The sequence below is a fragment of the Microbacterium croceum genome, from assembly GCF_023091245.1.
Taxonomy (GTDB): Bacteria; Actinomycetota; Actinomycetes; order Actinomycetales; family Microbacteriaceae; genus Microbacterium; species Microbacterium croceum.
The window spans coordinates 439257-464901 of the sequence record NZ_JAHWXN010000002.1; the positions used below are offsets into that span (position 1 = coordinate 439257).

The 25645-nt window shown below is 68.9% G+C and carries 22 protein-coding genes and 1 tRNA gene; 4 read left to right on the forward strand and 19 right to left on the reverse strand.

All coding sequences use genetic code 11. The annotated features are described in order from the left end of the window. Positions 1–23 precede the first annotated feature (23 nt). The gene (locus KZC51_RS16165; RefSeq protein WP_247631046.1) at positions 24–902 is read right to left on the reverse strand and encodes a LysR family transcriptional regulator ArgP; all 879 of its coding nucleotides are present in this window, start codon (positions 900–902) and stop codon (positions 24–26) included. Between the two features lie 70 nt (positions 903–972). Between KZC51_RS16165 and KZC51_RS16170 the strand changes: the two genes are divergently transcribed. Beyond that, entirely contained in the window at positions 973–1635 is a 663-nt protein-coding gene (locus tag KZC51_RS16170; RefSeq protein ID WP_247631047.1) for a LysE/ArgO family amino acid transporter, read from the forward strand. Positions 1636–1668: 33 nt separating this feature from the next. On the opposite strand, the gene KZC51_RS16175 is transcribed toward KZC51_RS16170, so the two are convergent. From KZC51_RS16175 to KZC51_RS16210, 8 genes are all read right to left on the reverse strand, one after another. Next, positions 1669–2451 carry an amino acid ABC transporter ATP-binding protein gene (locus KZC51_RS16175; RefSeq protein WP_308194316.1) on the reverse strand — a complete coding sequence of 261 codons (783 nt, stop codon included), beginning with the start codon at positions 2449–2451 and terminating at the stop codon, positions 1669–1671. After that, positions 2438–3100 (reverse strand): amino acid ABC transporter permease, encoded by a 663-nt coding sequence (locus KZC51_RS16180; protein WP_247631048.1) that lies wholly within the window; start codon positions 3098–3100, stop codon positions 2438–2440. Before KZC51_RS16180 ends, KZC51_RS16175 begins: the two co-directional genes overlap by 14 nt. A 3-nt stretch (positions 3101–3103) precedes the next feature. Continuing rightward, the gene (locus tag KZC51_RS16185; RefSeq protein ID WP_247631049.1) at positions 3104–3922 is read right to left on the reverse strand and encodes an amino acid ABC transporter substrate-binding protein; all 819 of its coding nucleotides are present in this window, start codon (positions 3920–3922) and stop codon (positions 3104–3106) included. 180 nt (positions 3923–4102) lie between these two features. Beyond that, positions 4103–4792, reverse strand: a complete 690-nt coding sequence (gene rplA / locus KZC51_RS16190; RefSeq protein WP_247631050.1) for a 50S ribosomal protein L1 — start codon at positions 4790–4792, stop codon at positions 4103–4105. Positions 4793–4803: 11 nt separating this feature from the next. Beyond that, positions 4804–5235, reverse strand: a complete 432-nt coding sequence (rplK, locus tag KZC51_RS16195) for a 50S ribosomal protein L11 (RefSeq protein WP_247631051.1) — start codon at positions 5233–5235, stop codon at positions 4804–4806. A gap of 282 nt (positions 5236–5517) precedes the next feature. Then, a complete protein-coding gene (gene nusG, locus KZC51_RS16200; RefSeq protein ID WP_247631052.1) occupies positions 5518–6525 on the reverse strand; it encodes a transcription termination/antitermination protein NusG in 1008 nt (335 codons plus the stop codon). Between the two features lie 42 nt (positions 6526–6567). Continuing rightward, the gene (gene secE / locus KZC51_RS16205) at positions 6568–6840 is read right to left on the reverse strand and encodes a preprotein translocase subunit SecE (RefSeq protein ID WP_141871008.1); all 273 of its coding nucleotides are present in this window, start codon (positions 6838–6840) and stop codon (positions 6568–6570) included. Positions 6841–6880: 40 nt separating this feature from the next. Continuing rightward, a tRNA-Trp gene (locus KZC51_RS16210) sits at positions 6881–6953 on the reverse strand. A gap of 173 nt (positions 6954–7126) precedes the next feature. Here KZC51_RS16210 and KZC51_RS16215 point away from each other — a divergent pair. Both KZC51_RS16215 and KZC51_RS16220 read left to right on the forward strand, forming a co-directional pair. After that, positions 7127–8971, forward strand: coding sequence for an HSP90 family protein (locus tag KZC51_RS16215; protein WP_247631053.1), 1845 nt, complete (start codon positions 7127–7129; stop codon positions 8969–8971). A 35-nt stretch (positions 8972–9006) separates the two neighbouring features. Next, entirely contained in the window at positions 9007–11805 is a 2799-nt protein-coding gene (locus KZC51_RS16220) for a tetratricopeptide repeat protein (RefSeq protein ID WP_247631054.1), read from the forward strand. Between the two features lie 19 nt (positions 11806–11824). Here KZC51_RS16220 and poxB read toward each other — a convergent pair whose 3' ends face one another. The 8 genes from poxB to gabT form a co-directional block, all read right to left on the reverse strand. Beyond that, on the reverse strand, positions 11825–13549 hold the full coding sequence (poxB, locus tag KZC51_RS16225; RefSeq protein WP_247631055.1) for a ubiquinone-dependent pyruvate dehydrogenase: 1725 nt from the start codon (positions 13547–13549) through the stop codon (positions 11825–11827). Between the two features lie 129 nt (positions 13550–13678). Continuing rightward, a complete protein-coding gene (locus tag KZC51_RS16230) occupies positions 13679–14566 on the reverse strand; it encodes an endonuclease domain-containing protein (protein WP_247631056.1) in 888 nt (295 codons plus the stop codon). Positions 14567–14858: 292 nt separating this feature from the next. After that, the gene (locus tag KZC51_RS16235) at positions 14859–16223 is read right to left on the reverse strand and encodes an NAD-dependent succinate-semialdehyde dehydrogenase (RefSeq protein WP_247631057.1); all 1365 of its coding nucleotides are present in this window, start codon (positions 16221–16223) and stop codon (positions 14859–14861) included. A 23-nt stretch (positions 16224–16246) separates the two neighbouring features. Beyond that, entirely contained in the window at positions 16247–17722 is a 1476-nt protein-coding gene (locus KZC51_RS16240) for an NAD-dependent succinate-semialdehyde dehydrogenase (protein ID WP_247631058.1), read from the reverse strand. Between the two features lie 27 nt (positions 17723–17749). Next, on the reverse strand, positions 17750–19339 hold the full coding sequence (locus KZC51_RS16245) for an APC family permease (protein WP_247631059.1): 1590 nt from the start codon (positions 19337–19339) through the stop codon (positions 17750–17752). Beyond that, entirely contained in the window at positions 19336–20229 is an 894-nt protein-coding gene (locus tag KZC51_RS16250; protein WP_247631060.1) for a universal stress protein, read from the reverse strand. The genes KZC51_RS16245 and KZC51_RS16250 overlap by 4 nt, the downstream gene beginning before the upstream one ends. Continuing rightward, complete coding sequence (locus tag KZC51_RS16255) at positions 20229–21608, reverse strand: flavin monoamine oxidase family protein (RefSeq protein WP_247631061.1); 1380 nt, start codon at positions 21606–21608, stop codon at positions 20229–20231. The genes KZC51_RS16250 and KZC51_RS16255 overlap by 1 nt, the downstream gene beginning before the upstream one ends. 110 nt (positions 21609–21718) lie before the next feature. Beyond that, positions 21719–23080 (reverse strand): 4-aminobutyrate--2-oxoglutarate transaminase, encoded by a 1362-nt coding sequence (gene gabT, locus KZC51_RS16260; RefSeq protein ID WP_247631062.1) that lies wholly within the window; start codon positions 23078–23080, stop codon positions 21719–21721. Positions 23081–23185: 105 nt separating this feature from the next. Between gabT and KZC51_RS16265 the strand changes: the two genes are divergently transcribed. Then, positions 23186–24694: a PucR family transcriptional regulator gene (locus KZC51_RS16265; RefSeq protein ID WP_247631063.1), complete on the forward strand. Its 1509-nt coding sequence runs from the start codon at positions 23186–23188 to the stop codon at positions 24692–24694. An 8-nt stretch (positions 24695–24702) separates the two neighbouring features. Here the strand turns inward: KZC51_RS16265 and KZC51_RS16270 are convergent, their stop codons facing one another. Continuing rightward, positions 24703–25092, reverse strand: coding sequence for a riboflavin kinase (locus KZC51_RS16270; protein WP_247631064.1), 390 nt, complete (start codon positions 25090–25092; stop codon positions 24703–24705). Next, positions 25089–25601: a flavin reductase family protein gene (locus KZC51_RS16275; protein WP_247631065.1), complete on the reverse strand. Its 513-nt coding sequence runs from the start codon at positions 25599–25601 to the stop codon at positions 25089–25091. Before KZC51_RS16275 ends, KZC51_RS16270 begins: the two co-directional genes overlap by 4 nt. Positions 25602–25645 lie beyond the last annotated feature (44 nt).

Below are 25645 nucleotides of genomic sequence, written 5' to 3' on the forward strand. Positions count from 1 at the left end.
TCCCGCGGCGCGGATGCACGCAGCTAGGGGCGCAGGACAGTGCGTGCCTCGACGGCCACCTCGGCGGCGATGGTGTCGAGCAGGGCGGAGCGCAGGTTCCACTGCTGCCAGTACAGCGCGGTCCGCACCGCCGGTCCCCCGAGTCGCACGAGACCGGCGGAGCCCTGCGGGAACGGCAGCATCCCCCAGCCGAGCCCGAGCTCGACCGCGAGCGCGTAGTCATGGGATGCCGGAACGTAGTGGCGCGGCACGCCTTGATGCGGCACCCCCCGCTCCCGCAGCCACTCGTGTTGGAGCGTGTCACGTCGGTCGAAGTCGACGAAGGGAGCCTGCGCCAGGGAGTCAGCCGTCGCCCCGTACGGGAACCAGCGGTCGGCGAAGGCGGGCGCGGCGACCGCTTCGTACTCGAGCACCCCGAGCGGGGTGACCGAGCATCCGGCGACCGCCACGCTCTCACTCGTCACCGCCGCCATCACGGTGCCGGACTCGAGCAGCCGCGCGGTGAAGTTCTGGTCGTCGCGATGCAGGTCGAAGTCGATGTCGTGCTGCGCCGACAACCGAGCGAGCGGGGCGAGGAACCACGTCGCCATCGAGTCGGCGTTCACGGCGAGCGGCACGGTGATGCGCCGCCCGCCGCCCTCGTCGTCCAGGCCGACCCCGGCGAGGGCGTCGTGCTCCAGGAGCGCGATCTGTCGAGCCAGCCGCACGACCGCCTCCCCTGCTTCCGTCAGCCGCGCCGGCTTGCTGCGCACGAGGAGGATGCGGCCGAGCTGCTGCTCGAGCGTCTTGAGCCGCTGACTCACCGCCGAGGGGGTGATGCGCAGCAGTCGGGATGCCGCATCGAGCGTGCCCTCATCGGCGACTGCGGCGACGGTGGCTGCCAGTTCGGGATCGATCCTCACATAAGCCATGCTAATGGTTCGGTAGGAATCCTCGCTGGTGTTGATGTTCTCCCGTTCCTACTCTGGAGACATGCTCTCCGTTCTCGCAGGCCTCGGCCTGGGCCTCTCGCTGATCGTCGCCATCGGCGCACAGAACGTCTTCGTGCTCCGCCAGGGCATCCGGCGGGAGCACGTGCTCGCGGTCGTCATCATCTGCGCTGCCTCCGATGCCGTGCTGATCGTCGCCGGCGTCGCCGGACTCGGCTACGTGATCTCCGCCGCCCCCTGGTTGGTGGTGGTCGCGCGCGGGGCGGGCGCCGTCTTCCTGCTCGCGTACGGGCTGCTGGCGGCCCGTCGCGCGTGGAGGGGCACCGGCGAGGCGCTGCAGGTCGAAGCCGAGGAGGACGCCGTCGCCCAGGCACCGGGGACCACGCTCACCCGCAGCCGCACGCGCACTCCCCTCGCCCCGGTGATCCTCACGGTCCTGGCCCTCACCTGGCTCAACCCGCACGTGTATCTCGACACGGTGCTCATGCTCGGCTCGATCGCGGCGACGCACGGCGAGGAGCGCTGGCTCTTCGCCGCCGGAGCAGTCACGGCGAGCATCCTGTGGTTCACCGCGCTCGGATTCGGCGCGCGTTATCTGGGTCGCTGGCTGCGCACGCCGCTGTCGTGGCGCATCCTCGACGCCGTGATCGCCGTCGTGATGATCGCGATCGCCGTGAGCCTGGTGCTGCCGGTCCTGACCGCCTGAGCGCTCAGCCGTCGATCCCCGTGAGGAGGGAGCTCAGATCCCGTCGAGCGGGCGGAGGATACGGGTGAGGAAGCGCTGCGTGCGCTCGTGCTGCGGCGCCGTGAAGACCTGCTCCGGCGTCCCCTGCTCGACCACCACGCCGCCGTCCATGAACAGCACATGGTCAGCGGCCTCACGGGCGAAGCTCAGCTCGTGCGTGACGACGGCCATGGTCCAGCCCTCGTCGGCGAGCTCCTTGATGACGACGAGCACATCACCCACGAGCTCGGGGTCGAGCGCGCTGGTCGGCTCATCGAACAGCAACAGGTCCGGCTTCAACGCGAGTGCGCGGACGATGCCCACGCGCTGCTGCTGGCCGCCCGAGAGCTGGTGCGGACGAGCATCCGCCTTGTCGCTCAGGCCGACCCGATCCAGCAGCGCCAGCGCCTCGGCGACCACCTCGTCCTTCGGACGGCCCTGAACGCGCCAGGGTCCCTCGATGACGTTCTCCAGCACCGTGAAGTGCGGAAAGAGGTTGTGATGCTGGAACACCATGGCCGAGCGGTCGCGCAGGGCGAAGCGCTCCTTCTGCGCCGGACGGGTCGCGAAGTCGATCTCCGGGCCGCCTTCGACCGAGATCACCCCGGCATCCGGGGTCTCCAGGCCGTTGAGCGAACGGAGCACGGTCGTCTTCCCCGAACCGCTGGGGCCGATCAGCACGACGACCTCGCCACGGTGCAGCGTCAGATCGATGCCGCGCAGCACCTCGTTCGAGCCGAAGCTCTTGTGCAGTCCGCGGGCGGTGAGCAGGGGTTCGGCGGGGCTAGTTCGCGACACGGCTGTCCAGCCTCCTCTCCAAGAAGCTCTGGCCGGTCGACAGCACCAGGCAGAACACCCAGTACACGAGCGCCGCCGTCAGATAGACGACCATGAACTGATAGGTCGATGCGGCGATCTGCTGCGACACCTTGAACAATTCGGTGACCAGGATCAGCGACGCCAACGAGGTGTCCTTCACGAGCGAGATGAAGGTGTTCGACAGCGGCGGCACCGAGACGCGCGCGGCCTGCGGCAGGATGACCCGGGTCAGCGTACGCGTGCGGCCCATGCCCACCGTGTAGGCGGCCTCCCACTGACCCTGCGGTACCGAGATGATCGCGGCACGGATGACCTCGGCCGCGTATCCGCCGACGTTCAGCGAGAACGCGATGATCGCGCACGGCCAGGGGTCGATCGTGACGCCGATGGACGGGAGCCCGTAGAAGATCACGAACAGCTGCACCAGGAGCGGTGTGCCGCGGATGATCGAGATGTAGACGCGCGCGATGCCGGAGACGACGGACCGCGTCGAGATGCGCATGAGCGCGACCCCGAGCGCGATGAGCAGCCCCAGCGCGAACGAACTCAGCGCCAGCGGGATGGTGCCGATCAGCCCGCCGAAGGCGATCGGTCCCACCGACGCGAGGAACAGCTCCCAGGGCGACATCGACTACTCGGTGACGTCGGCGCCGAAGTACTTCTTGCTGATCTCCGCCAGGGTGCCGTCAGCGCGGAGCTCGTCGAGAGCACCGTCGACCGCGTCGACCAGGCTCTGCTTGTCCTTGGTGAAGACGAAGGCCTGCTTCCCGGCGTCCTCGGTCTCGGCGGCGATCTTCAGACCCGTCGGGCCATCCGTCTTCTCGTAGTCGAGGAAGGTGAGCTTGTCGTTGATGGTCGCATCCACGCGTCCCTGGCGCAGCAGCGTGACGGCCTGCGCCCATCCCTCGACGCCCTGGACCTTCGCGCCGGACTCCACCGCGAGGTCGTTCCAGTTGCTGGTCAGCGACTGCGCCGTGGTCTTGCCGTCGAGGTCGGCGAAGGAGGTGATCGAGTCGTCGTCGTCCGCGACCACGATCACCCCGGGCGACACCGTGTACGGGGCGCTGAAGAGATAGGCGGCTTCCCGCTCGTCGTTGATCGTGACCTGGTTGGCGATCACGTCGAAGCGCCCGGCGTCGAGGCCTGCGAAGATCGCATCCCACTGCGTCTCCTCGAACTTCACCTCGAGGTCGAGCTTGTCGGCGACCGCCTGGATGATCTCGACGTCGAACCCGGTCAGCTCGCCGCTGCCGCCGTCGTCGTGGAAGCTGAACGGGCGGTACGTGCCCTCGGTCGCGACCGTGAGCGTGCCGTCGGAGACGAGGCCGAAGTCGGACGACGCGGAGCTGTCGCTGCCACTCGACGACTGCGGGGCGCTGGATCCGCTGCAGGCGGTGAGAGCCGCAGCGGTGAGGACGAGAGCTGTGACGGCGATGAAGCGACGAGACATGGGCGGACCCTCCTGGGGGTGCGGATCGCGCGAATGCTGTGGCACGCGATTGTTGGACTCATCACAGTATGCGGTGCGCTCGCGGACTCCGCATCGCATGACGCCGAGTTTCACCATCCGGACCACCGTGAACGCAGAAGTGCCCCCGGGCGGACCCGGGGGCACTTCGGAGAGTCAGACTCAGATGGCGTTGACGTCCAGCGGGATGCCGGGGCCGAACGTGGTCGACACCGCACCCTTCTGGATGTAACGGCCCTTGGAGCTCGACGGCTTGAGGCGGACGATCTCCTCGAGAGCGGCGTCGATGTTCTCGTTCAGCTGCTCGGCGGTGAAGGAGGCCTTGCCCACGACGAAGTGCACGTTGGCGTGCTTGTCGACGCGGAACTCGATCTTTCCGCCCTTGATCTCCTCGACGGCCTTGGCCGTGTTCGGGGTCACGGTGCCGGTCTTCGGGTTCGGCATCAGGCCACGCGGACCCAGGACCTTTCCGAGACGACCGACCTGGCCCATGAGCTCAGGGGTGGAGACGGCCGCGTCGAACGCGGTCCAGCCGCCGGCGACCTTCTCGATGAGCTCGGCGCCGCCGACCTCATCTGCACCTGCGGCGATCGCTGCCTCGGCCGCGGGGCCGGTGGCGAACACGATGACGCGGGCGGTCTTGCCGGTTCCGTGGGGCAGGATGACGGTGCCGCGCACCATCTGGTCTGCCTTGCGGGGATCGACGGCGAGCTTCAGCGCGACCTCGACGGTCGAGTCGAACTTCGCCGAACCGGTCTCCTTCGCCAGGGCGACAGCCTCAGCGGGAGTGTAGAAACGGTCTGCCTCGATCTTCTCGACGGCAGCCTTGTAAGCCTTGGACTTCGTAGCCATGATTATTCTCCTCAGCCCTCGACCGTGATGCCCATGGAACGGGCGGTGCCGGCGATGATCTTCGAGGCGGCCTCGATGTCGTTCGCGTTCAGGTCGGCCTGCTTGGTCTCGGCGATCTGACGGACCTGGTCCTTGGTGATCTTCGCGACCTTGACCGTGTGCGGGGTCGCAGAGCCCTTGGCCACGCCTGCGGCCTTCTTGATGAGCTCCGCAGCCGGCGGGGTCTTCAGGACGAAGGTGAAGCTGCGGTCCTCGTAGACGGTGATCTCGACGGGGATGACGTTGCCGCGCTGCGACTCGGTCGCGGCGTTGTACGCCTTGCAGAACTCCATGATGTTGACGCCATGCTGACCGAGCGCGGGGCCGATCGGCGGCGCCGGGTTGGCTGCACCGGCGTTGATCTGAAGCTTGATCAGGCCGGTCACCTTCTTCTTCGGTGCCATTCTCTTTCCTTTCATCGAATCGGATGCCGGAGCATCCGCTTCTCCCACAGATCCGGCATCTCCGGACCGTGGTCGTCTCTGCGCACGCCGAAGCGGCACACAAACCACGTAAGTCTACCTGATCCTGCCGTGCAGCACGAACGCCGCATCGCTCCGAGCCGAGGGGTCAGAACACGCCGCATGCGCCCGACGTGCTGCGGCGTGTTCTGACCCCTCGCAAGAGAGGGAGCGCACGCAAGAACGGCCGCCCCCGGAGGGACGGCCGTTCTCGTGAAGAGTGTGTCAGATCATCTTCGTGACCTGGTCGAACGACAGCTCGACCGGGGTCTCGCGCTCGAACAGGGAGACGAGCACAGTGAGCTTGCCGCTCTCGGGCTTGATCTCGCTGATCGAACCGGGCAGACCCGCGAACGAGCCTTCCTTGATCGTGATGGTCTCGCCGACCTCGAAGTCGACCTCGGCCGGGAGGGGACGGGCCACGGCCACGCCGCCCTTCGACGCGATGTTCTTCGCGGTGGGGAGGTCCTTGACCTCGACGAGGGACTTCAGCATGTTGAAGGCCTCTTCGAAGCGCAGCGGCGTCGGGTTGTGGGCGTTGCCCACGAAGCCGGTGACGCCGGGAGTGTGACGCACGACCGACCAGGTGTCTTCCGTGAGCTCCATGCGCACGAGCACGTAGCCCGGGATGCGCACGCGGGTGACCATCTTGCGCTGGCCGTTCTTGATCTCGACGACGTCCTCCATCGGGACCTCGACCTGGTAGATCTCGTCCTCGACCTCGAGCGTCGACTTGCGCTGCTCGATGTTCGCCTTGACCTTGCGCTCGAAACCGGCGTAGGAGTGGATGACGTACCACTTGCCCGGGAGCATGCGGAGGTCCATGCGGAAGGCCTCGTACGGGTCTTCCTCCGCGTCCTCGTCGTCAGCACCGGGTTCGGGACCGTCGTAGGGGGTGACCTCCTCGGCCGCAGCGGCCTCCTGGTCAGCCGTCTCTTCGGCCACCGCATCGTTCAGGACCTCAGCGGCGGCCTCAGACTCAGCCGCTTCGTCCAGGTTGAGAGCGTCGTTCACGATCGCGTCCGCCTCCGGGTCTTCGATGACGATGTCGTCATCGGTGTCAGTGTCTTCTTCATCGCCGTCTTCGTCCTCGATGTGCAGAGCGACGTGCTCTGCCGAGGTCACGGAGAATTCTTCTGCGGCGAGGACGTTGCCCTCCTGGGCCTCGTCCTCCTCGCTGGACTGCTCAGCCGCGGTCGCCCAGTCGGCGTCGTCGGAATATCGTTCAGACACGTTGTTTCTTCTCCATAGCTGCGGCGCGAGCCGCGGGCATCATCAGCCGGGGATTCCGAAAACCCAGTGCGTCACGAATGCGAACAGAGTGTCCAAGCCGTAGACGATGCCCATCACGATCAGAACGAAGACGAGCACCACCCCGGTGAACTTGAACAGCTCCTTGCGAGTCGGGGTGACGACCTTGCGGAGCTCGGAGATGACCTGGCGGATGAACAGGGCGATGCCCCCGAAGAACCGGGAGAAGGGGTTGCCCTTCTTCTCGCGGGTGGCGCCAGCCGCGACGACCTCGCCGCGCGGTTCGTCCTGATCCATCCTGAATGTACCTTTCGTGTGTCAGCGTTGCGCTGACGCGCAGGGCGGACAGGAATCGAACCTGCAACCTGCGGTTTTGGAGACCGCTGCTCTGCCAATTGAGCTACCGCCCTAGAGACCGTGTGGCCTCGGGGGTGTTCCCTCCACTCTGCCACCGATTCCAGGATCGTGGATCCCAGGCACGGCGAAAGAATGCAGAAAACAACTGCCACATCAGTGTACGGCATCCGCCCGCTGCTGCCGAACCGAGGCGTACGCGCGTGTTGTTGTTAGGCTCGGCGAGCGGATGCATCAGGAGGGAGCGCCGGTGAGCGCTGAAGTACAGCAGTTCCAGGTGGATCTGCGCGGTGTCGTCGACCTGCTCAGCAGGCACATCTACTCCAGTCCACGCGTGTACCTGCGAGAACTCCTGCAGAACGCGCGCGACGCCATCACCGCCCGACGCGAGGTCGATGGCGGGGGCGGACACATCCGAATCACCCCGCTGACCGCCGAGAACGGCGAGTTCGTGCTGCGCGATGACGGCGTCGGCCTCACCGCGTCCGAAGTCGCCGACCTCCTGGCGACCGTGGGCCGCAGCTCCAAGCGCGACATCTTCGACCTCCCCCGCAGCGACTACCTCGGCCAGTTCGGCATCGGGCTGCTGAGCTGCTTCATGGTCGCCGACACCATCATCATCCGCTCCCGCAGCGCGCACGGCGGCGCCTCGGTCGAGTGGACGGGCAGCTCCGACGGCACCTTCCAGGTCGCCGAGATCGACGAGGAGCTGCCGATCGGCACCAGCGTGCACCTCGCGCCCCGCTTCGACGCCGACGAGCTGCTGCGCCCCGCCGCGGTGCATGAGCTCGCGACGACCTTCGGCGAATTCCTTCCGGTGCGCGTCACGATCGATGCCCCCGGCGACGACATCGAGATCACCCGCACCCCGCCGTTCCTCGACGTCGCGGACGACATCGACGCGGCGGTGGGCTACGGGCGCTCGCTGCTCGGCGCCGGTCCGCTCGACGTCATCGAGCTCAGCGAGCCGGCCACCGGTACGCGCGGCCTGGCGTACGTGCTCCCCTATGCGCCTCCTCCGGGTGCACGCCAGACGACGCGCATGTACCTCGGACGGATGCTGCTCTCGGAGCGCGTCGACGATGTGCTGCCCGACTGGGCGTTCTTCGTACGAGCCGTCGTCGACTCGACCGGCCTCGCCCCCACCGCCAGCAGGGAGTCGCTGGTCGACGATGCCGCGCTGGAGCGGGTGCGCGAGCAGCTCGGCGCCGGCATCCGCCGCTGGGTGCTCGAGCTGGGACTGCGCGAACCGCACCGCCTGGCGCAGTTCGTCGCGATCCACGAGGTCGGGCTCAAGTCGCTCGTGCGCCATGACCCGGAGCTCGCGCAGTTCATCACACGCTGGCTGACGCTGGAGACCACGCACGGCACGATCCGCATCGGCGACCTCGTGGAGCGCTACCCGCACGTGCGCTACGCCGCATCCGTCGACGAGTTCCGTCAGGTCGCGGGCATCTCCCCCTCGTCCGAGGTGCTCATCAACGGCGGCTACCTGTTCGACGCCGACCTGGTGCGGATGCTGCCGGAGCTCTACCCGAACGTCACGATCGAGCAGGTCGATGTCACCGGCGAGCTCGACCGCCTCGACCCGCCGCCACTCGACGACCGCGACGCCGCCGTCGCCCTGGAAGCCCGTGCCGGCGCGGTGCTCGCATCCGCCGACTGCTCCGTCGTGGTGCGCTCGATCGACCGACCGGAGCTGTCGGCTCTCTACGTCGCCGACCCCGAGGTGTTGCGCGCGATCGACCGCACGCGCACCAAGGGCATCACCGGCGCGCTGTGGGGTGGTGTGCTCGACAAGATCGATCAGACCCGCTCGCTCGGCCGCGACGACGACCTGCGCGCGCGACTGTGCCTGAACTGGAGCAACCGCGTCGTGCGGGCGCTGGTGCGCGTGCAGGATGACGCCGTGTTCGCCCGCACTCTGCAGCTGCTCTACATCCAGGCCCTCCTCGCGGGTCACCATCCGCTCACCGACGCCGACCGCGGTCTGATGACCACCGCGCTCAGCGATCTCGTCTCGCTCTCAGCCGGCGTCGAAGGGGACACCATCCCCTTCGACGAGACCCGCTGAGCCCCCACGTACCGACCCATCGAAGGGACCCGTCCATGGCACGTCCGAAGAAGCGCTTCCAGCAGCTGCTCGAAGAGATCGACCGCACCCCGTGGGGTCCTGCCGAGCAGGCTCTCGTCTCGGAGGCCGTCGCCCTGGCGCAGGAGATCGGCGACGAGCGGCTCGAGTACGAGGCGCGCATGCGGCAGACCGCGTCGGCGAACATGAACGGCGCGACCGACGTCATGCTGAACTCCTTCGCCTGGTGCCTCGCGCACTATGACGCCGACCCGCAGCGCTTCCCGAGCGACCTCGACTACGGCGGCGCCGACCTGATGTGGCAGTTCAAATGGATGGCCTCGTCTCTGCGCTCCTCCCCCGCGTTCTCGCAGGAGCAGATCGTCGCAGTACTCGACGACATGGAGTCCCACTATCGTGCCGCCGGTCTCGGCCTGAGCGGCGTGCTGACAGCGCGTTTCGAAGACGCCTGGGATGCCGGGCGGATCGAGGATGCCGAGGCGCTGCGCGTGCAGCTCGAGGCCACTCCGCGCGACGAGCACAGCCACTGCGACGCGTGCGGACGTAGCCAGTTCGCGGGCTTCTTCGCCGAGACGGGCCGGGATGCCGACGCCATCCGCCTGGTCGAGGAGATGATCGAGGGCGGCTTCTCCTGTGGTGAGGAGCCGGAGCACGCCCTGTCGCGCGTGCTGCTGCCCTATCTGCGCGCCGGCCGCGGCGAGGAGGCGAAGACCGCGCACCTGCGCAGCTACCGCCTCGCCAAGGACAACCCCGACAACCTCCGCATCGTCGCCAACAACATCGTGTTCGCGGCAGTGACCGGCAATGAGGCGCGCGCGCTGACGATGGTCGAGCGGCACATCTCCTGGCTCGCGCACGATGGGCTCAACGTCGACGCGCACTTCGCCGCGCTGGCGGCCTTCGCGTTCGCCCTCGACCGCGTCACCGCGGCGGGCCATGGCGCCACCCCGGTGCGCGGCGCCGATGCCCCCGCACTGGAGCAGTTCTTCGGCGCCCCCGACGGCGCCTGGACGGCGCAGGAGCTCGCGGCGACCGCCTGGGCCACCGCCGAGCGCATCGGAGCGGAGTTCGACCACCGTGACGGGACAGACGGTCACGCGCGAGCCCTCGGACGGATGCGGGCGCTGGCGGCCGAGCGGTACGACGTGCCGATCCGCTCCGATGCCTTCGTGGCGACGCCTGCGGCCACGAGCCCGGTCGACGCCGACGGCTGGTTCGACCGCGCGATGGAGCTCGCGCAGTACGGCGCCGAGCACGAGACGCTCGAGGCCCTCCCCCGCGCGAGCGGTGTGGAGGACCCCTACAAGCGCGCGCAGCTGCTGTCGATGCGCATCGGCATCCTGGTGGCGCTCGACCGCGCCGCGGAGGCGGCTGAGTTGCTCCCCGAGCGTGTGGCCGCTCTGCGCGAGGCCGGGAAGGACGTGCAGGCCAGGCTCGAGGAGCGTCTGGGGTTGGCCACCTTCGGCCTCAACACCCCGGAGACCACCGCGGATCTCGAGGACGCCCTCGCCGACGCCGCGTCGCTGCCCGCCTGGTCGCGTGGCGACCTCGCAATCAGCCGCGCGTCGCTGCATCTGCAGTCCGATGAGCCGGACGCGGCACTCGACCTGGCGGAGCACGCCGCACGTGCCTTCGCCGAAGCGGAGGACACCCGCCTGTCGAACACGACCACGCTCATCGCCATCCACGCCGTTCTCAGCAAGGGCGACATGGAGTCGGGCGCCTCCCTGCTCGATCGGTTCCTGGCGCAGGATGACCTCAGCATCGGCCACCGCGCCCAGGCCCTGCAGACGCGCGCCCGCCTACGTGGCGGCGCCGACGCCTACGTGGACGGCGCGACGGATGCCGATGAGGCCTGCCGCCTGCTCGCCGGACTCGGTGCCACCCGGGCCCTCGCCGCGGCCCACCTGCTCGCCGGCGCACTCTGGGAGGACGCCGGGCAGCCCGAGAAGTCCCTCGCCCGCTACCGGGTGACCGCACGACTCGTCGCCCAGGAGGGTGGCGACATCGCCGGGGCGAACTTCCGTCTGGCGCGCGCCATGCTCGCGGTCGGCGACGCCGAGGAAGCCGCTGAGCTGTTCGGAACCGTGCTCGAGCAGGAGGAGCAGGCCGAAGTCCCCGCGGCCTCCCGCGCCATGACGGCGTCGATGCTGGCACGCGCGCTCACCGGCGCGGGCGAGTACGGCCAGGCCGTGGGCGCCTTCGGCTACGCGGCGACCCTGTACGGCGAGGCCGAGGAGCACGCCGACCAGGCGATCTCGATGACCGAGCAGGCGAAGATCCTCGCCCGTTTCGATGAGAACGACGACGCCCTCACGCTGCTGGAGTCGGCCGCAGAGATCGTGCGCCGTGCGCCTGATGCCATCGGCGCACGTGTGGAAGTGCTGCACAACCTCGGACAGGTCTACGGCGGACGACAGGACGAGCGCGCATTCGCGCTGTTCGACGAGGTCACCGCGCTCGCACAGGAGCACGAGGCGCAGTGGCTGCTCGCCGACGTCACCGACTCGCGCGGTCGGGCGCTGGCCGAGATCGGCCGCATCGACGAAGCGGTCGCCGCCGCCTTGACCGCCGCCGATGCCTTCGCGGAGATCGGTGACACCGGAGCGGCAGGCGGGTCGGAGTTGTTCGTCGCGCGCCTGCTCGCCGGAAATGACCGCGCGGGCGATGCCGTGGCCGTGTACCGCAGCGCGCTCGAGCACGGCGCCGACCACCCTCCTCTGCGCCAGGTCGCCGGGCTCGAGCTCGGCAACACGCTCGAAGCGCTCGGCCGTCACGGCGAGGCCGCCGAGGTGCGCGCGCTCATCGAGAGCTGAGCGCGCGCCGGCGGCGGGCTCAGAACAGCTGACGCCAGTTCGCGCGGGCGAGATCGAGCAGCTCGTCGCCGCGCCCCGACATGACCGTGCGGATGGCGTAGAGCGCGAAGCCCTTCACCTGCGCGGCCTCGATCGCGGGCGGCATCGACAGCTCCTGCCGCTCGGTGACGACGTCGAGCAGGGCAGGGCCGTCGTGGGCGAGCACCTCGCGGACGGCATCCGGCAGGTCCTCGCTGCGCTCGACGCGACGCGCGAAGATGCCCATGGCCTCGGCGATCGCGGCGAAGCTCGGGTTCTTCAGATCGGTGCCGTACGTGACGAATCCGGCGGCCTTCATCTCCAGCTCCACGAAGTTGAGCGAGGAGTTGTTCACCACGATCGTCTTGACCGGCAGATCGTTCTGCGTCAGGGTGATGAGCTCGCCGAGCATCATCGCGAGTCCTCCGTCGCCGGCGAGAGCGACCACCTGACGGTCCGGATGCGCGACCTGCGCCCCGATCCCGTGCAGCAGCGCGTTCGCCATCGAGCCGTGCGTGAACGAGCCGATAAGGCGCCGATGCTCGCTCATCTTCAAGTACCGTGCGGCCCAGACCGTGGGCGAACCGACATCCGCCGTGAAGATCGCGTCGTCCGCGGCCTGCTCGTTCAGCAGCCGCGCGAGATACTGCGGGTGGATCGGACGCCCGGCCTTGGTCGGCACCGCGAGGTCGTCGAGCTTCGCCCTGGTCTTGCGGTAATGGGCGGTCGAGTCGTCGAGGTGGGAGCGGTCCTGCCTCTCGGCCAGTCGCGGCAGGAGCGCCTCGGCGGTCGCGCGGACGTCGCCGACCAGCCCCAGATCGAGCGGATGCCGCTTGCCGAGCTGAGAGCCCCGGATGTCGACCTGGATGGTCGTGGCGTGCTCCGGGTAGAACTGCTCGTACGGGAAGTCGCTGCCCAGCACGAGCAGCGCATCCGCCGCCTCCATCGCCCGGTAGCCGGAGGCGAAGCCGAGCAGCCCGGTCATCCCGACGTCGAAGGGGTTGTCGTACTCGATGAACTCCTTGCCGCGGAGTGCATGCACGATCGGTGCGCCCAGCCGGTCGGCCAGCGCGAGGACCTCGTCATGCGCGCCTTCGACTCCCGCGCCGGCGAGGATCGTGACCTTCTTGGCCGCGTTCAGCAGCGTCGCCGCCTGCTCGAGCTCCGGTCCGCTGGGCACGATCACCGGACGAGCGCGCTCGATGACCACGGCACGGTCGTCGGCGATCTCGGCCAACGCCACATCACCGGGGATCACGAGCACCGCAACCCCGCGCTGCTCGATAGCGGCGCGCATCGCGATCTCCAGCAGCCGCGGCATCTGCTTCGGGTCTGCGACGTACTCCACGTACACGCTGCACTCGCGGAAGAGTTCCTGCGGATGCGTCTCCTGGAAGTACCCGGTGCCGATCTCGCTGGTCGGGATGTGCGCGGCGATCGCGAGCACGGGTACGCGCGAGCGGTTCGCGTCATAGAGGCCGTTGATGAGGTGCAGGTTGCCCGGTCCACAGGAGCCGGCGACGACCGCGAGATCGCCCGTGGTGGCGGCATCCGCTGCGGCGGCGAACGCTGCAGCCTCCTCGTGCCGCACATGCACCCAGCGGATCGTGCCGTCCTTGCGGAGCGCATCCGTGAATCCGTTGAGGGAATCGCCGGGAAGGCCGTAGACACGGTCGATCCCGTTGGCGTGCAGAGTCTTGACGATGTTCTCAGCGACATTGGCCATGCTTCGACCCTACGCCCGGCTCGGCCCGCACCGCCCGCCCGCACCGCCCGCCCGCACCGCCCGACTCCGTGAGGGGTCAAGACACGCCCCGTCGCCCGTGGTGCGCGCGGCGTGTTCTGACCCCTCACATCATGCAGCAGCGAGCATTCGGCGGATGCGACGCACGAGCGCCTCGGGATCATCGAAGTCTCGTCGCGTCACCGTCGTGTAGCGGTAGCCGAGGGCCTCCAGCTCAGCCCGCCGGATCTGATCTCGGCTCCACTGGTCGGGGTCTCTGTGGTGATCGCCGTCGTACTCGATGATCAGCCCGAGGTCGCGGTAGAGCATGTCGACACGGGCGACGAATCGGGGGCCGTCCCAGATCTCGACGTTGCACTCCGGGGCAGGCAGTCCGGCATCGATCAGGATCAGGCGCAGCATCGACTCCCGCGGCGATTCGGCGCCCTCATCGGCGAGCTCCAGCGATCGCTCCCGCGCGCGGGAACCACGCCCGCCTCGGAACCTCTCGTGCATGTCTGCGAGCTCGGCGATCGATGCCATCGGTCGTCGGCGGCTGATGAGCGCATCCGTCAGCGCGAGCAGGTGTGACGGGGTCAATGTGCGCGAGACGTCGATCCACGTGCGAGCCGGCGATAGCAGCGCCACACCACTCTCGAACCGGATGTCGCCGTCGTCGACAGCGAGACGGTGGCCGACCACACCGTCGCGGCGCACTCTCGTCTCGTGCTGCGGAACGCCGATGCGTGGCGTCGCCCAGGCATCGGTGTCGACGACGGTCGGAAGCGGAAGCCGCCACACCGCGGCGGCGGTGATACCGCAGACGAAGGCGTGAGCGGGTACCGCGTCGAACAGCAGCCGCAGCCGCTCCGCATCCGCTAGCGCTTCTCGCGCCCGCGTCCCGTGGAACGGACTGCTCAGATCCTTCGCGCGCAGGCGTTTGCAGGCGACGCCGTGCACGAACGCCTCCGCGACGGTGAAGGCGGCAGGGAGCTGGTCAGGAAGCGGGGCTGGACGCATCCGCTGATCGTGCCCTCGCCCACATGCGCCGGGTGACCCGTTCTCCGGCATCCGTGCATAACGCGTCCTGCGGCCGCTTTGGGCAGACCAGGTGAGGAGCCCGACGCGGCCACTGCACCTCGGAGGGGTCAAGACACGCCGCAGGGCCGCGGCCCGCTGCGGCGTGTCTTGACCCCTCACCTCGGCGTGAGCACGCGGGGACGCGTCGCACACGAAAGCGCCGCCTCCCCGGTCGGGAGGCGGCGCTATCTGGCCCCTCGACGCGCGGATGAGCGCGAGGAGGCGCGAAGGCTCAGCCGATGCGGATGAGCTTGCGGTTCACGAACTCGTCGGCAGCCAGGTGTCCCAGCTCGCGCGACGTGCCGCTGCGCTTCACGCCACCGAACGGCAGCTCCGGGCTGTCGGCCAGCACGAGGTTGACGTAGACCATGCCCGCCTCGATCTGGTCGGCCACGCGTTGGGCCTGCTCGGCATCCGTCGTGAACACGTAGGAGCCGAGGCCGAACGATGTGTCGTTGGCGAGCGCGACCGCAGCCGCCTCGTCCGCGACGCGGTAGACGACGGCTGCGGGGCCGAAGAGCTCCTCGCGGTACACGTCCATCTCCGGCGTGACGTCGGCGAGCACGGTGGGCGCGAAGAAGGCGCCGTCGCGGGTGCCTCCGGTGAGCAGCGTCGCCCCCTGCTCCACGGCCCGGTCGATCTGCTTCTGCAGGTTCTCGGCCGCGGTCTCCGACGCCACCGGTCCGAGCACGGTGTCGTCGAGGGTGGGATCGGTCGCCTGCACGGATGCCATCGCCGCCGTGAACTTCTCGACGAAGGAGTCGTAAAGGCCGTCGACGATGATGAAGCGCTTGGCGCCGTTGCAGGCCTGACCGTTGTTGTCCAGACGCGCATCGACACCGGCCTGCACCGTCGCATCGAGGTCATCCGTGGACAGCACGATGAACGGGTCGGAACCGCCGAGCTCGAGCGCGACCTTCTTGAGGTTGCGACCGGCGATCTCGGCCACCGCGGCCCCCGCACGCTCGGACCCCGTGAGCGAGACGCCCTGCACGCGGGGGTCCGCGATCATCGTGGCGATCTGCTCGTTGGTCGCCAGCACGTTCTGGTAGGCGCCCTTCGGGAATCCCGCATCGTGATAGATCGCCTCGAGGGCGGTCGACGACTCGGGGCACTGCGGTGCGGGCTTGAGCAGGATCGTGTTGCCGACGATGAGGTTCGGCGCCGCGAATCGTACGATCTGGTAGGCCGGGAAGTTCCACGGCATGATGCCGACGAGCGGGCCCAGCGACGAACGGCGGATGATCGCCGTACCGTCTCCGAGGATCGCGATCGGCTGGTCGGCCATGATGGCCTCGGCCTGATCGGCGTAGTACTCGGCGATGTCGGCGGCGAAATCGACCTCGCCCAGCGCGGCCTCGCGCGGCTTGCCCATCTCGCGCACGAACACGTCGGCGAGGGCCTCGCGACGCTCGCGGTGCAACTCGGCGGCCCGGCGCAGCAGCGCGGCACGCTCCGCGACGGTCGACGAGCGCGACCACTCGCGGTGCGCCTCGTCGGCGGCCGCGACGGCCTCCTCGATCTGCGCATCGGTGAAGGTGTCGAAGGACGCCAGCGTCTCTCCGGTGGCGGGGTTGATGACGGCGTAGTCGGTCATGTCTCGTCCTCTCTGCAGGCCGGTCAGGATACCGGGATCAGCGTGTACTTGGTGGACAGGTACTCGTGGATGCCCTCGAAGCCACCCTCGCGGCCGACACCGGACTGCTTGACGCCGCCGAAGGGTGCTGCCGCGTTCGACACCACGCCCACGTTGAGACCCATCATGCCGGTCTCGAGAGCGTCGATCATGCGCTGACCGCGCTGCAGGCTCTCCGTGAACACGTACGACACCAGTCCGTACTCGGTGTCGTTGGCCAGGCGCACGGCCTCTTCCTCGGTCTCGAAGGTGGCGATCGCGAGCACCGGTCCGAAGATCTCCTCGCGCAGGATCGCGCTGCCGGCGACCACGTCGGTGAGCACGGTCGGCTCGTAGAAGCTGCCGACACCGTCGAGCGCCTTGCCTCCGGCGAGCAAGGTGGCGCCGCGGCCCACGGCCTCGTCGACGAGTTCGCCGGCCTTGGCCACGGCGTCGTCATCGATGAGCGGTCCGATCGCCACGCCGTCCTCGGTACCGCGACCGATCTTCATGGCCTCCACGCGCTCGGTGATGCGCTTGGCGAACTCGCCCGCGATGTCCTTGTGCACGATGAAGCGGTTGGCCGCCGTGCACGCCTGGCCGATGTTGCGGAACTTCGCGGCCAGCGCGCCCTCCACCGCCTTGTCGAGATCGGCATCGTCGAAGACCACGAACGGCGCATTGCCTCCGAGTTCCATCGACACGCGCAGCACGCCCTCGGCGGCCTGCGCGATGAGCTTGCGACCCACCTCGGTCGAGCCCGTGAAGGAGAGCTTGCGCAGCCGCGGGTCGGCGATGATCGGAGCGGACAGCGCGCTGGAACGCGAGGTCTGCACCACGTTGACGACCCCGGCGGGAAGACCGGCCTCCTCCAGCAGCGACACGAAGAAGATGGTCGTCAGCGGCGTGAGCGCCGGGGGCTTGATCACCACGGTGCAACCGGCGGCGAGGGCCGGCGCGATCTTGCGGGTGGCCATCGCGAACGGGAAGTTCCACGGCGTGACGAAGAACGATGGTCCGACAGGACGCTGGGACACGACCATGTGGCCCGTGCCCTCGGGGTTGAGCCCGTAGCGGCCGTTGATGCGCACGGCTTCCTCACTGAACCAGCGGAGGAACTCGCCGCCATAGCCGACCTCACCGCGCGCCTCAGCGAGCGGCTTGCCCATCTCGAGCGTCATGAGCAGCGCCAGGTCCTCCTTGCGCGCCTGCACGAGGTCGAACGCACGGCGCAGGATGTCGCTGCGGGTGCGCGGCGCGGTGGCCGCCCACGAGTCCTGTGCGGCGACCGCGGCGTCGAGCGCACGGATGCCGTCGCCCGGTGTCGCGTCCGCGATCGTGCGGATGACCTCGCCCGTCGACGGGTCCTTCACATCGAAGGTCCCTCCGGTCTCGCCATCCATCCACTTCCCGCCGATGAAGAGTCCGGTGGGGATGCTGTCGAGCAGCGCCTGCTCTGCCGGTGCGATCTGAGTGCTCATGGATTCTCTTTCTGTGGGGAGAGGTGGTCAGCGACGGCGGGCGCTCGGCGGGGCGTCCATGCTCAGCGTCTTGCCGCGGAAGAAGTCGGGATTCACGATCCTCTGCACGAGCATCAGCACGGCGCCGAAGACGAGCAGACCGACCCCGATGAAGAACACGATGCCGATGCCGCCCTCGCCGTTCGCATCGGCACCGATGGCGATCGATCCGAAGTCGGGGGCGAGGCTGTCGATCGCGGTGATCACGAAGAGCACCAGCAGGATGACGCCGCCGACGAGGGGGCTCGCGAGCTTGAAGAAGAAGTCCTTGCCGGAGTCGAACCACTGGTGACGGAAGTACCACACGCACGACAGCGCGGTGATGCCGTAGTAGAAGCAGATCATCATGCCCAGCGCGAGGATCGTGTCCCACAGCGCATCCTCGCTGAGGAAGCGCATCACGGCGTAGAACCCGCCCGCGACGATGGCCGAGGCGATCGTCGCGAATCCCGGCGTGAAGAACCGCGGGTTGACACCGGCGAATCGCTGCGGCACCGCCCCATAGTGCCCCATCGCGAGCAGAGTTCTGGCCGGGGAGATGAACGTCGACTGCAACGACGATGCCGACGAGGTGAGCACGGCCAGCGAGAGCAGGAACGCAAGGCCCCCCATCACCGGGCCGGACAGGGCGAAGAACACGTTGCCGCCGATGTCCTCGTTCGTGAGTCCGAGGCCCTTGTCGCCGATGCCGGAGTACATCAGGCTGCTGACCGTGAGCAGCAGGTAGATCGCGATGATCGAGAGCACCGTGAGCATGGCCGCGCGTCCGGGCGTGCGCTCCGGGTCCTTGGCCTCTTCGTTCATCGTGAGGGTGACGTCCCATCCCCAGAACATGAAGACCGAGGCGGAGAGGCCCATCACGATCACCGAGATTCCGCCCTGGATGGCGAAGGGGTTGAACCACGAGAGTTCGGGCATGTGCGGCTCGAAGGCACCGCCCTGGATGGTCTGGACGATCGCCATCACGGCGAACACCACCAGGATCACGATCTGGAACGCCACGAGGCCGTACTGCAGCTTCTGCGAGGTCGAGACGTCCCGATACGACACCCAGGCGGCGAGAGCGACGAAGATCAGACACACGGCCACGTTCACGAACGGGTTGCGAGTGATCTCGGCGATCGCCTCGTTGCCGGAGATCTGCGAGATGAGCAGGAAGAGGAAGTCCACGGCGATGCCGGCGAGATTGGAGAGCACCAGGATCGTCGCAACGATCAGACCCCACCCCGCCATCCAGCCGACGTACGGTCCGAATGCCCTGGTCGCCCAGGTGAAGCTGGTGCCCGAGTCGGGCATGGCCTTGTTGAGTTCGCGGTACCCGAAGGCGACGAGCAGCATCGGGATGAACCCGAGCAGCAGGATCGCAGGTACCTGGAACCCGACGGCGCCCACCGCACCGCCGATGCCGGCTGTGTAGGTGTACGCCGGGGCGATGCACGAGATCCCCATCACCAGCGCGCCGAGCACGCCGACGGTGCCGACGCTGAGTCCCTTGCGGGAGATCCCGCCGGTCACCGGTGCCGCGGCCTCGGTGGCTCCGCCGAACTCGGGCTCCATTGCCCGACCTGTCGTGGTCATGAGAGGTTTCCTCCCTCGCCACGCGTACGCGGGACGACGATCATTGGTACGGGAAGCTCGTGCAGCATCTTCGCTGCTGTGGAGCCGAGGAAGAGCCGACGCGGCTGGGCGAGCCTGCTCGACCCGACGAGGACGACCTCGCCCGGGAGCCAGGAGAGATGAGCGACGGCATCTTCGACGCTGTCGCCGGGGGCGTCCACGGAGGAGGCTTCGAGGCCGCTCGGCAGTGCCGCGGTGACCGTGGCGAGCGCCTCATCCGCGTGCGCGTTGCCGACCAGCCGGATGGCGCCGGTGTCGAGCCCCGGGGGGACGTCGAACGGGACGAGGGAGACGAGGCGGATACCGCTGCCGCTGTCTCGCGCGACGGCGACGGCCTCATCGAGGAGCGCATCGGCTCCCGGACGGGTACCGACGGCGACCGTGACCCGGGAGACGACGTGATCGTCGGTCGAGGCCGTTCCGACGGGAGCGAGCGCGACGGGGATCGTGGAGGAATGCAGCAGCTCGGAGGCGACGCTCCCGAGACGGTGGCGCCCGAAGATCCCTCCGCCCGCGGCTCCGACCACGATGAGGCGCGCACCGAACTCCTCACCGGCGGCGATCAGCCCCTCGGCGAACGACTCGGCGATGCGCACGTGACCGCTGCGAGCGATCTCCTGGGGCAGCCGGACGATGGCGTCCTGCAGCCATTGCTTCGCCTGGGCCTTGATGTGGTCCTCGTAGGCGCGCTCGGGCGGGACCACCGAGGGGCTGCGAGTCCCCTCGGAAGGGAGCACGAGCACGAGGTGCAGCTGCGCGCCGAGGCTGCGGGCGAGGCGCGCGCCGAGAGCCGCCGCGTCGGCACCCGCATCCGTCGCCGTGTAACCGACGACGATGGATCCCCCGGGCATCAGCTGCCCTCCGCGGAGCCGGCGACGCGGCTGGACTCCACGATCTGCGAGGCGACCAGGCGACCCATGCGGATCGCACCGTCGACGTGCTGGTAGCCCGCCCCGGCCATGTCGCTGCAGGCGAAGCTGATGGGCCCGACCGGGGTGCGCAGGTCGGCGCCGTAGCGGTGCAGACCGCCCATGTCGAAGCTCGCCGCGTAGGCGCCGCGGGTCCACTCCTCGCTACCCCAGTCGCTCTCGTAGTAGACAACCGGGTTCTTGGCCTCGGGACCGTAGTAGTGAGAGAGCGACTCGAGGATGCGCTCCTTGCGCTCCTCCGCCGAGAGCTCGAAGACGCCGTCCGCGTTGCGATCGGACACGAAGCCGACCAAGGTGCCGCGCTCGTCGCCGTGGTTGGTGTTGTCGTAGGCCTCGTGCGAGAGCTCGTACGGGCTGAACGCGGTGCCGCTCAGGCCTTGCTCGCGCCAGAACGGCCGGTCGTACACGGCGTGCACCTTGATCACGAAGCCCATCGAGAGGTGCTGGTGCAGCTGGTGCTGACGACGCGGCAGCGGCGGCACGAACGAGATGCGGTCGTAGAGCACCGGGGCGTGCGCGAGGATCGCGAAACGGGCGCTGACGGTGAGGTCGTCAGTGATGGCTGTGACACCGTTCGCGCCCCATTCCAGGGTGCGTACGGGCTGGTTCAGGAACACGTCGTCTCCGAGGCGCTCGGCCAGCAGGATCGGCACCTGCTGAAGTCCGCCGACGACGCGCTTGTCGAGGATGAAGTCGGCGTCGACCAGGTGCGAGTAGGAGCCGGCGGATGCCGCCATGAGCAGCGACTGCAGCAGCGAGAACGCGTGCGTCGGCTTGGTGAGCATCGCGGACCCGGTGGCGAAGGCGAGGTTGCGCACGGCCTCGTCGTCGTCGGTCTGCGCACGCAGCCAGGCGTCCCAGGTGACGGAGTCCCACTCCGCCGCGTTCGGGTGCTCCCACGGGCGGTCGGGGTCGATCTCGGCGACCATCGCGTCGAGCCGCTCGGTGATCTCGGCGATCACCCGCTCGGTCTCCGCGGAGACCGGGAACATCTCACCCGTGAACCGCGAAGCCGTGCCGTCAGGCCCGACGTAGACGCTGTCGCCCTCGCGGTAGCGGCTGTAGGTCTCGAGGCCGAGCTCGGCGACCGTGTCGATCAGCGCATCCTGATCGGGAGAGACCCACTGTCCGCCGATCTCGAGCATGGCGCCGTCGATGACGTCGGTCCAGAGTCGTCCTCCGACTCGGTCCCTCGCCTCGAGGACGGCGACCGAGAGGCCGGCCTTCCGCAGGTCGTTCGCGGCCGTGAGCCCTGCGGCTCCGGCGCCGACGATGAGCACGTCGCGTGTGATCTCAGCCATCTGCAACTCCTTCGTTGGGAAAAATGCCGGTCGCGACCCGAAATCCCCCGATTGGGGTCGCGACCGGACGTGGGGTGGAGGCTGCGCGGGAGCGCGACCTCGAGCTTCTCCTAGGCCGCGGCGAGTGCCGCAGCGACGACGTCGAGTCCTTCGCGCAGGAGATCGTCGCCGATCGCGAGCGGAGGGAGGAAGCGGATGACGTTGCCGTACGTACCGCAGGTGAGGACGATGACGCCCTGTGCGATGCACGCCTTCGCGACGGCCGCGGTGAGTGCCGCGTCGGGAGCGTTGGTCTCGGGGTCGACGAACTCGGCCGCGATCATCGCACCGTGCCCGCGGACGTCGCCGACGCGCGGGTCGTTCTGCTGGATCGCGGTCAGACGCTCGGTGAGGATCGCGCCGATCTCGCGAGCGCGCTCGATCACTCCGTCGTTCTCGAAGACGTCGATCGCGGCGAGCGCCGCAGCGCAGGCGATCGGGTTGCCGCCGTAGGTGCCACCGAGACCACCGGCGTGCGAGGCGTCCATGATCTCGGAGCGACCGGTCACGGCGGCGAGCGGAAGCCCGCCGGCGATACCCTTGGCCGTCGTGATGAGGTCGGGCTCGATGCCGAAGATCTCGCTCGCGAACATGTGACCGGTGCGGGCGAAGCCGGTCTGCACCTCGTCGGCGATGAACACGACGCCGTTCGCGCGGCACCACTCGACAATCGCGGGCAGGAAGCCATCGGCCGGTACGATGAAGCCGCCCTCGCCCTGGATCGGCTCGATGATGACGGCGGCCAGGTTGTCGGCGCCGATCTGCTTCTCGAGCTGCAGGATGACACGGGCTGCGGCCTCCGGCCCTGCGAGCCCGTCGCGGAACGGGTACGACATCGGGGCGCGGTACACCTCGGGGGCGAACGGTCCGAATCCGCTCTTGTACGGCATGGACTTGGCGGTGAGCGCCATGGTCAGGTTCGTGCGGCCGTGGTAGCCGTGGTCGAAGGCGACGACCGCCTGGCGACCGGTGTGCTTGCGCGCGATCTTGATCGCGTTCTCGACGGCCTCCGCGCCGGAGTTGAACAGCGCGCTCTTCTTGGCGAAGTCGCCGGGAGTGACCCGGTTGAGCGCCTCGGCGACCTCGATGTACGACTCGTACGGCGAGATCATGAAGCAGGTGTGCGTGAACTGCGCGGCCTGCGCGGCGACGGCAGCGGCGACCTTGGGGTGCGCGTTGCCGACCGTGGTCACGGCGATGCCGGATCCGAGGTCGATGAGCGAGTTGCCGTCTGCGTCGACGACGACTCCGCCACCGGCCGCCACGGTCGCGACGGGCACGGTGTGACCGACACCGGCGGCGACGGCGTCCGCCTTGCGGGCCAGGATCTCGGCCGATCGGGGCCCGGGGAGTTCGGTGACCAGTCGACGCTCCTGAGGGAGCTCGGGTCCGCCGAGGGGAACTGCAACAGCTGCGGTGTCGAGGAGTGCCATGTCGCGAGCGTACGGCCACCCTCCGACATCGTGCATTCGCCACCTTGTACAATCTGGATGCCCCTCTGTACATCCCGTACACCTCGACGACACCCAGGAGGACGCATGGCCGCCGCGGAACAACCGACGCTGCGGGCGCTGCTGGACCGCCGCGATCTGGGGCTGCGCCTGGTCTCCCCCGACGGCTCCCTCCCCGCCGAAGCGCTCGACCGCCCTCTGCGCTGGGTGCACAGCTCCGATCTGGCCGACCCCACGCCGTTCCTGGCCGAAGACCTCGTGCTGCTCACCACGGGCACCCAGTTCGACGACGCCGCGGCGATCGACCTCTATGTGAGCCGCCTGATCGACCGCGGCGTCCTGGGGCTCGGCTTCGGCACCGAGGTGCATCGCGCCGGCATCCCCGAAGAGCTCCTCACCGCCTGCGTCACCCGCGGTCTTCCGCTGTTCGAGGTCCCCTACCGCACCCCCTTCATCGCGGTGGCGCGCGCGCACTCCGAGGCCATCGCCGCCCAGGCGTACGCGCGCCGCTCCTGGGCCCTCGACACACAGCGCGGGCTGGCCCTCGCCGCCCTCCGTCCACGCGGACTCGACGCGACCCTGGACGAGCTGGGACGCCGCCTCGGCGCGTGGGTGGGGATGTTCGACGCCGCCGGCGCCCTGGCCGTGGCCCATCCGCGCGGCGCGGTCGGACGCGATGTGCTCGACGACCTCGGCGAGCGCGTCATGGAGATCCTCACCCGCGGGCTCGAAGCGGGCCAGTCGCTCACGATCGACGAGCACACCTTCATGCTGTTCACGATCGGACGCGGCGGGCAGCTGCGCGGAGTGATCGCCCTCGCGATCGATGCGCTCGACCAGGAGGCGCGTTCCGTCGTCACCTCGGTGATCGCGATGGCCGGACTCTCGATGGAGCAGAGCGAGCAGCTCGCCCGCAGCCGCCGCCGCCTGCACAGGCAGCTGTTGGTCTCACTGCTCGACGACGATCCCGCCCTGGCTCGCCGGGTGCTCGGCGGACTCCCCCAGACCCCTGTGGTCGTGGCCGTCGCGGCCGACGCTCCGGCCGGCGCCCTCACCGACTGGTGGGAGCGGCAGCGCACCGAGCATGGCACCGCCTCCTTCCTCGCCGAGTCGGACGACGGCCTCACCATCTGCCTGTCTGCGAGCGATGAGGCACTTCTCGACGAGGTGGCGACGCGCTTCGGCATCCGCATCGGAGTCTCGGAACCCGAAGAGTTCGATGCCTTCTCCCGTGCGCACGCCCAGGCCGTCACCGTGCTCCGCCAGCGCGGGGCCATCGGCGCCGAACGATACGCCGACACGATCGGCACCAGCATCCTGTCCGCACTCGCCACGGATGAGGCACGGCTGGTGGCCGAGTCGCGGCTGGCACCGCTGCGCGAACACGATGCCCGCACCGGGTCAGCCCTCGAGTGGTCGCTGCGCTGCTGGCTGGAGCACGACGCCCGTGCGGAATCGGCAGCGGCGGTGCTCGGCGTGCACAGGCACACGCTCCGCGCCAGGATCGCGCAGGCTGGAGCGCTGCTCGGCACCGATCTGTCGACGTTCCCCGCTCGGGCGGAGCTGTGGACGCTGCTGCAGACCGCCAGGGAGTGACCGCGACATCAGCGGGCCAGGGCCGCGTCGCTGTCGGCGATGTCGATGACCGACTGGGCGATGAGGGCATCCGCGTCGGCGAAGCACAGCGTGGGGCGCAGGTAGGCCACGAGCTCCACCGCGAGCGTGCGGCCGTACAGGTCGACGTCGACTGCGTGCAGGTGCACCTCGACACGACGCTCCCGCTCACCGGCGAAGGTCGGGTTGGTCCCGACACTCACGGTGCCTGCCCGGGGTGTCGGATCATCGTCGATCCGCACCCACACCGCATAGATCCCGTCGTCCGGCAGCACGCCGTCGTGGCACCGGAGATTCGCGGTCGGGAATCCGAGGACGCGGCCGCGGCCGTCGCCCGGCACCACCTCGCCACGGAGCATCCGCGGGGCCCGGGTGGTCACCCCGGAAGTTCGGCCGCTGCGATCGAGCGGTAGCGACTCTGCTGGAAGACCAGCGGCTCGACGTCGTCGAACACCGTGATGTCGGCGATCTCGTAGAGCGCCACCTCGTGGTCGCCGCCGTCGAAGGTGCTGTGCAGGCGGCAGGTGAGCCACAGCGCGGCATCCTGCACGAGCACGGCGCCCTGCTCGCTCCGGTGCCAGCCGTGGGCGCCGAACCGGTCGTCCTCCCGCGAGGAGAGCAGGCGGCTGAGCGGTTCGTGATGCGCAGCGAGCACGCTCATGCCGAGCTCAGGCACGGCGCGGAGCACGGGCCAGGTCTTCGAGGTGCGCGCCGCGCTGATCGCCACCAGCGCGGGCTCGAGCGAGATCGACGTGAAGGAGTTGACGGCCATCCCCACGGCTCGACCGTCGACCTCGGCGGCGAGGGCGACGACACCGGTCGGATACACCGAGAAGGCCCGGCGGAGGGCGCGATCCCTGGGCAGGGTCTCAGTCGCAGCAGTCGTCATTTCTGCATCCTTTCGTTAGTCAACTTTGACTAGTTCTGATCATA

What these genes read in the sequence shown, in the direction of transcription:
- KZC51_RS16170 (WP_247631047.1), top strand. Translation starts at nt 973, where the DNA reads ATGCTCTCCGTTCTCGCAGGCCTCGGCCTGGGCCTCTCGCTGATCGTC.
- KZC51_RS16180 (WP_247631048.1), bottom strand. Translation starts at nt 3,100, where the DNA reads ATGTCGCCCTGGGAGCTGTTCCTCGCGTCGGTGGGACCGATCGCCTTC.
- KZC51_RS16185 (WP_247631049.1), bottom strand. Translation starts at nt 3,922, where the DNA reads ATGTCTCGTCGCTTCATCGCCGTCACAGCTCTCGTCCTCACCGCTGCG.
- rplA (WP_247631050.1), bottom strand. Translation starts at nt 4,792, where the DNA reads ATGGCTACGAAGTCCAAGGCTTACAAGGCTGCCGTCGAGAAGATCGAG.
- rplK (WP_247631051.1), bottom strand. Translation starts at nt 5,235, where the DNA reads ATGGCACCGAAGAAGAAGGTGACCGGCCTGATCAAGCTTCAGATCAAC.
- secE (WP_141871008.1), bottom strand. Translation starts at nt 6,840, where the DNA reads ATGGATCAGGACGAACCGCGCGGCGAGGTCGTCGCGGCTGGCGCCACC.
- KZC51_RS16215 (WP_247631053.1), top strand. Translation starts at nt 7,127, where the DNA reads ATGCATCAGGAGGGAGCGCCGGTGAGCGCTGAAGTACAGCAGTTCCAG.
- KZC51_RS16220 (WP_247631054.1), top strand. Translation starts at nt 9,007, where the DNA reads ATGGCACGTCCGAAGAAGCGCTTCCAGCAGCTGCTCGAAGAGATCGAC.
- poxB (WP_247631055.1), bottom strand. Translation starts at nt 13,549, where the DNA reads ATGGCCAATGTCGCTGAGAACATCGTCAAGACTCTGCACGCCAACGGG.
- KZC51_RS16230 (WP_247631056.1), bottom strand. Translation starts at nt 14,566, where the DNA reads ATGCGTCCAGCCCCGCTTCCTGACCAGCTCCCTGCCGCCTTCACCGTC.
- KZC51_RS16235 (WP_247631057.1), bottom strand. Translation starts at nt 16,223, where the DNA reads ATGACCGACTACGCCGTCATCAACCCCGCCACCGGAGAGACGCTGGCG.
- KZC51_RS16240 (WP_247631058.1), bottom strand. Translation starts at nt 17,722, where the DNA reads ATGAGCACTCAGATCGCACCGGCAGAGCAGGCGCTGCTCGACAGCATC.
- KZC51_RS16245 (WP_247631059.1), bottom strand. Translation starts at nt 19,339, where the DNA reads ATGACCACGACAGGTCGGGCAATGGAGCCCGAGTTCGGCGGAGCCACC.
- KZC51_RS16250 (WP_247631060.1), bottom strand. Translation starts at nt 20,229, where the DNA reads ATGCCCGGGGGATCCATCGTCGTCGGTTACACGGCGACGGATGCGGGT.
- KZC51_RS16255 (WP_247631061.1), bottom strand. Translation starts at nt 21,608, where the DNA reads ATGGCTGAGATCACACGCGACGTGCTCATCGTCGGCGCCGGAGCCGCA.
- gabT (WP_247631062.1), bottom strand. Translation starts at nt 23,080, where the DNA reads ATGGCACTCCTCGACACCGCAGCTGTTGCAGTTCCCCTCGGCGGACCC.
- KZC51_RS16265 (WP_247631063.1), top strand. Translation starts at nt 23,186, where the DNA reads ATGGCCGCCGCGGAACAACCGACGCTGCGGGCGCTGCTGGACCGCCGC.
- KZC51_RS16275 (WP_247631065.1), bottom strand. Translation starts at nt 25,601, where the DNA reads ATGACGACTGCTGCGACTGAGACCCTGCCCAGGGATCGCGCCCTCCGC.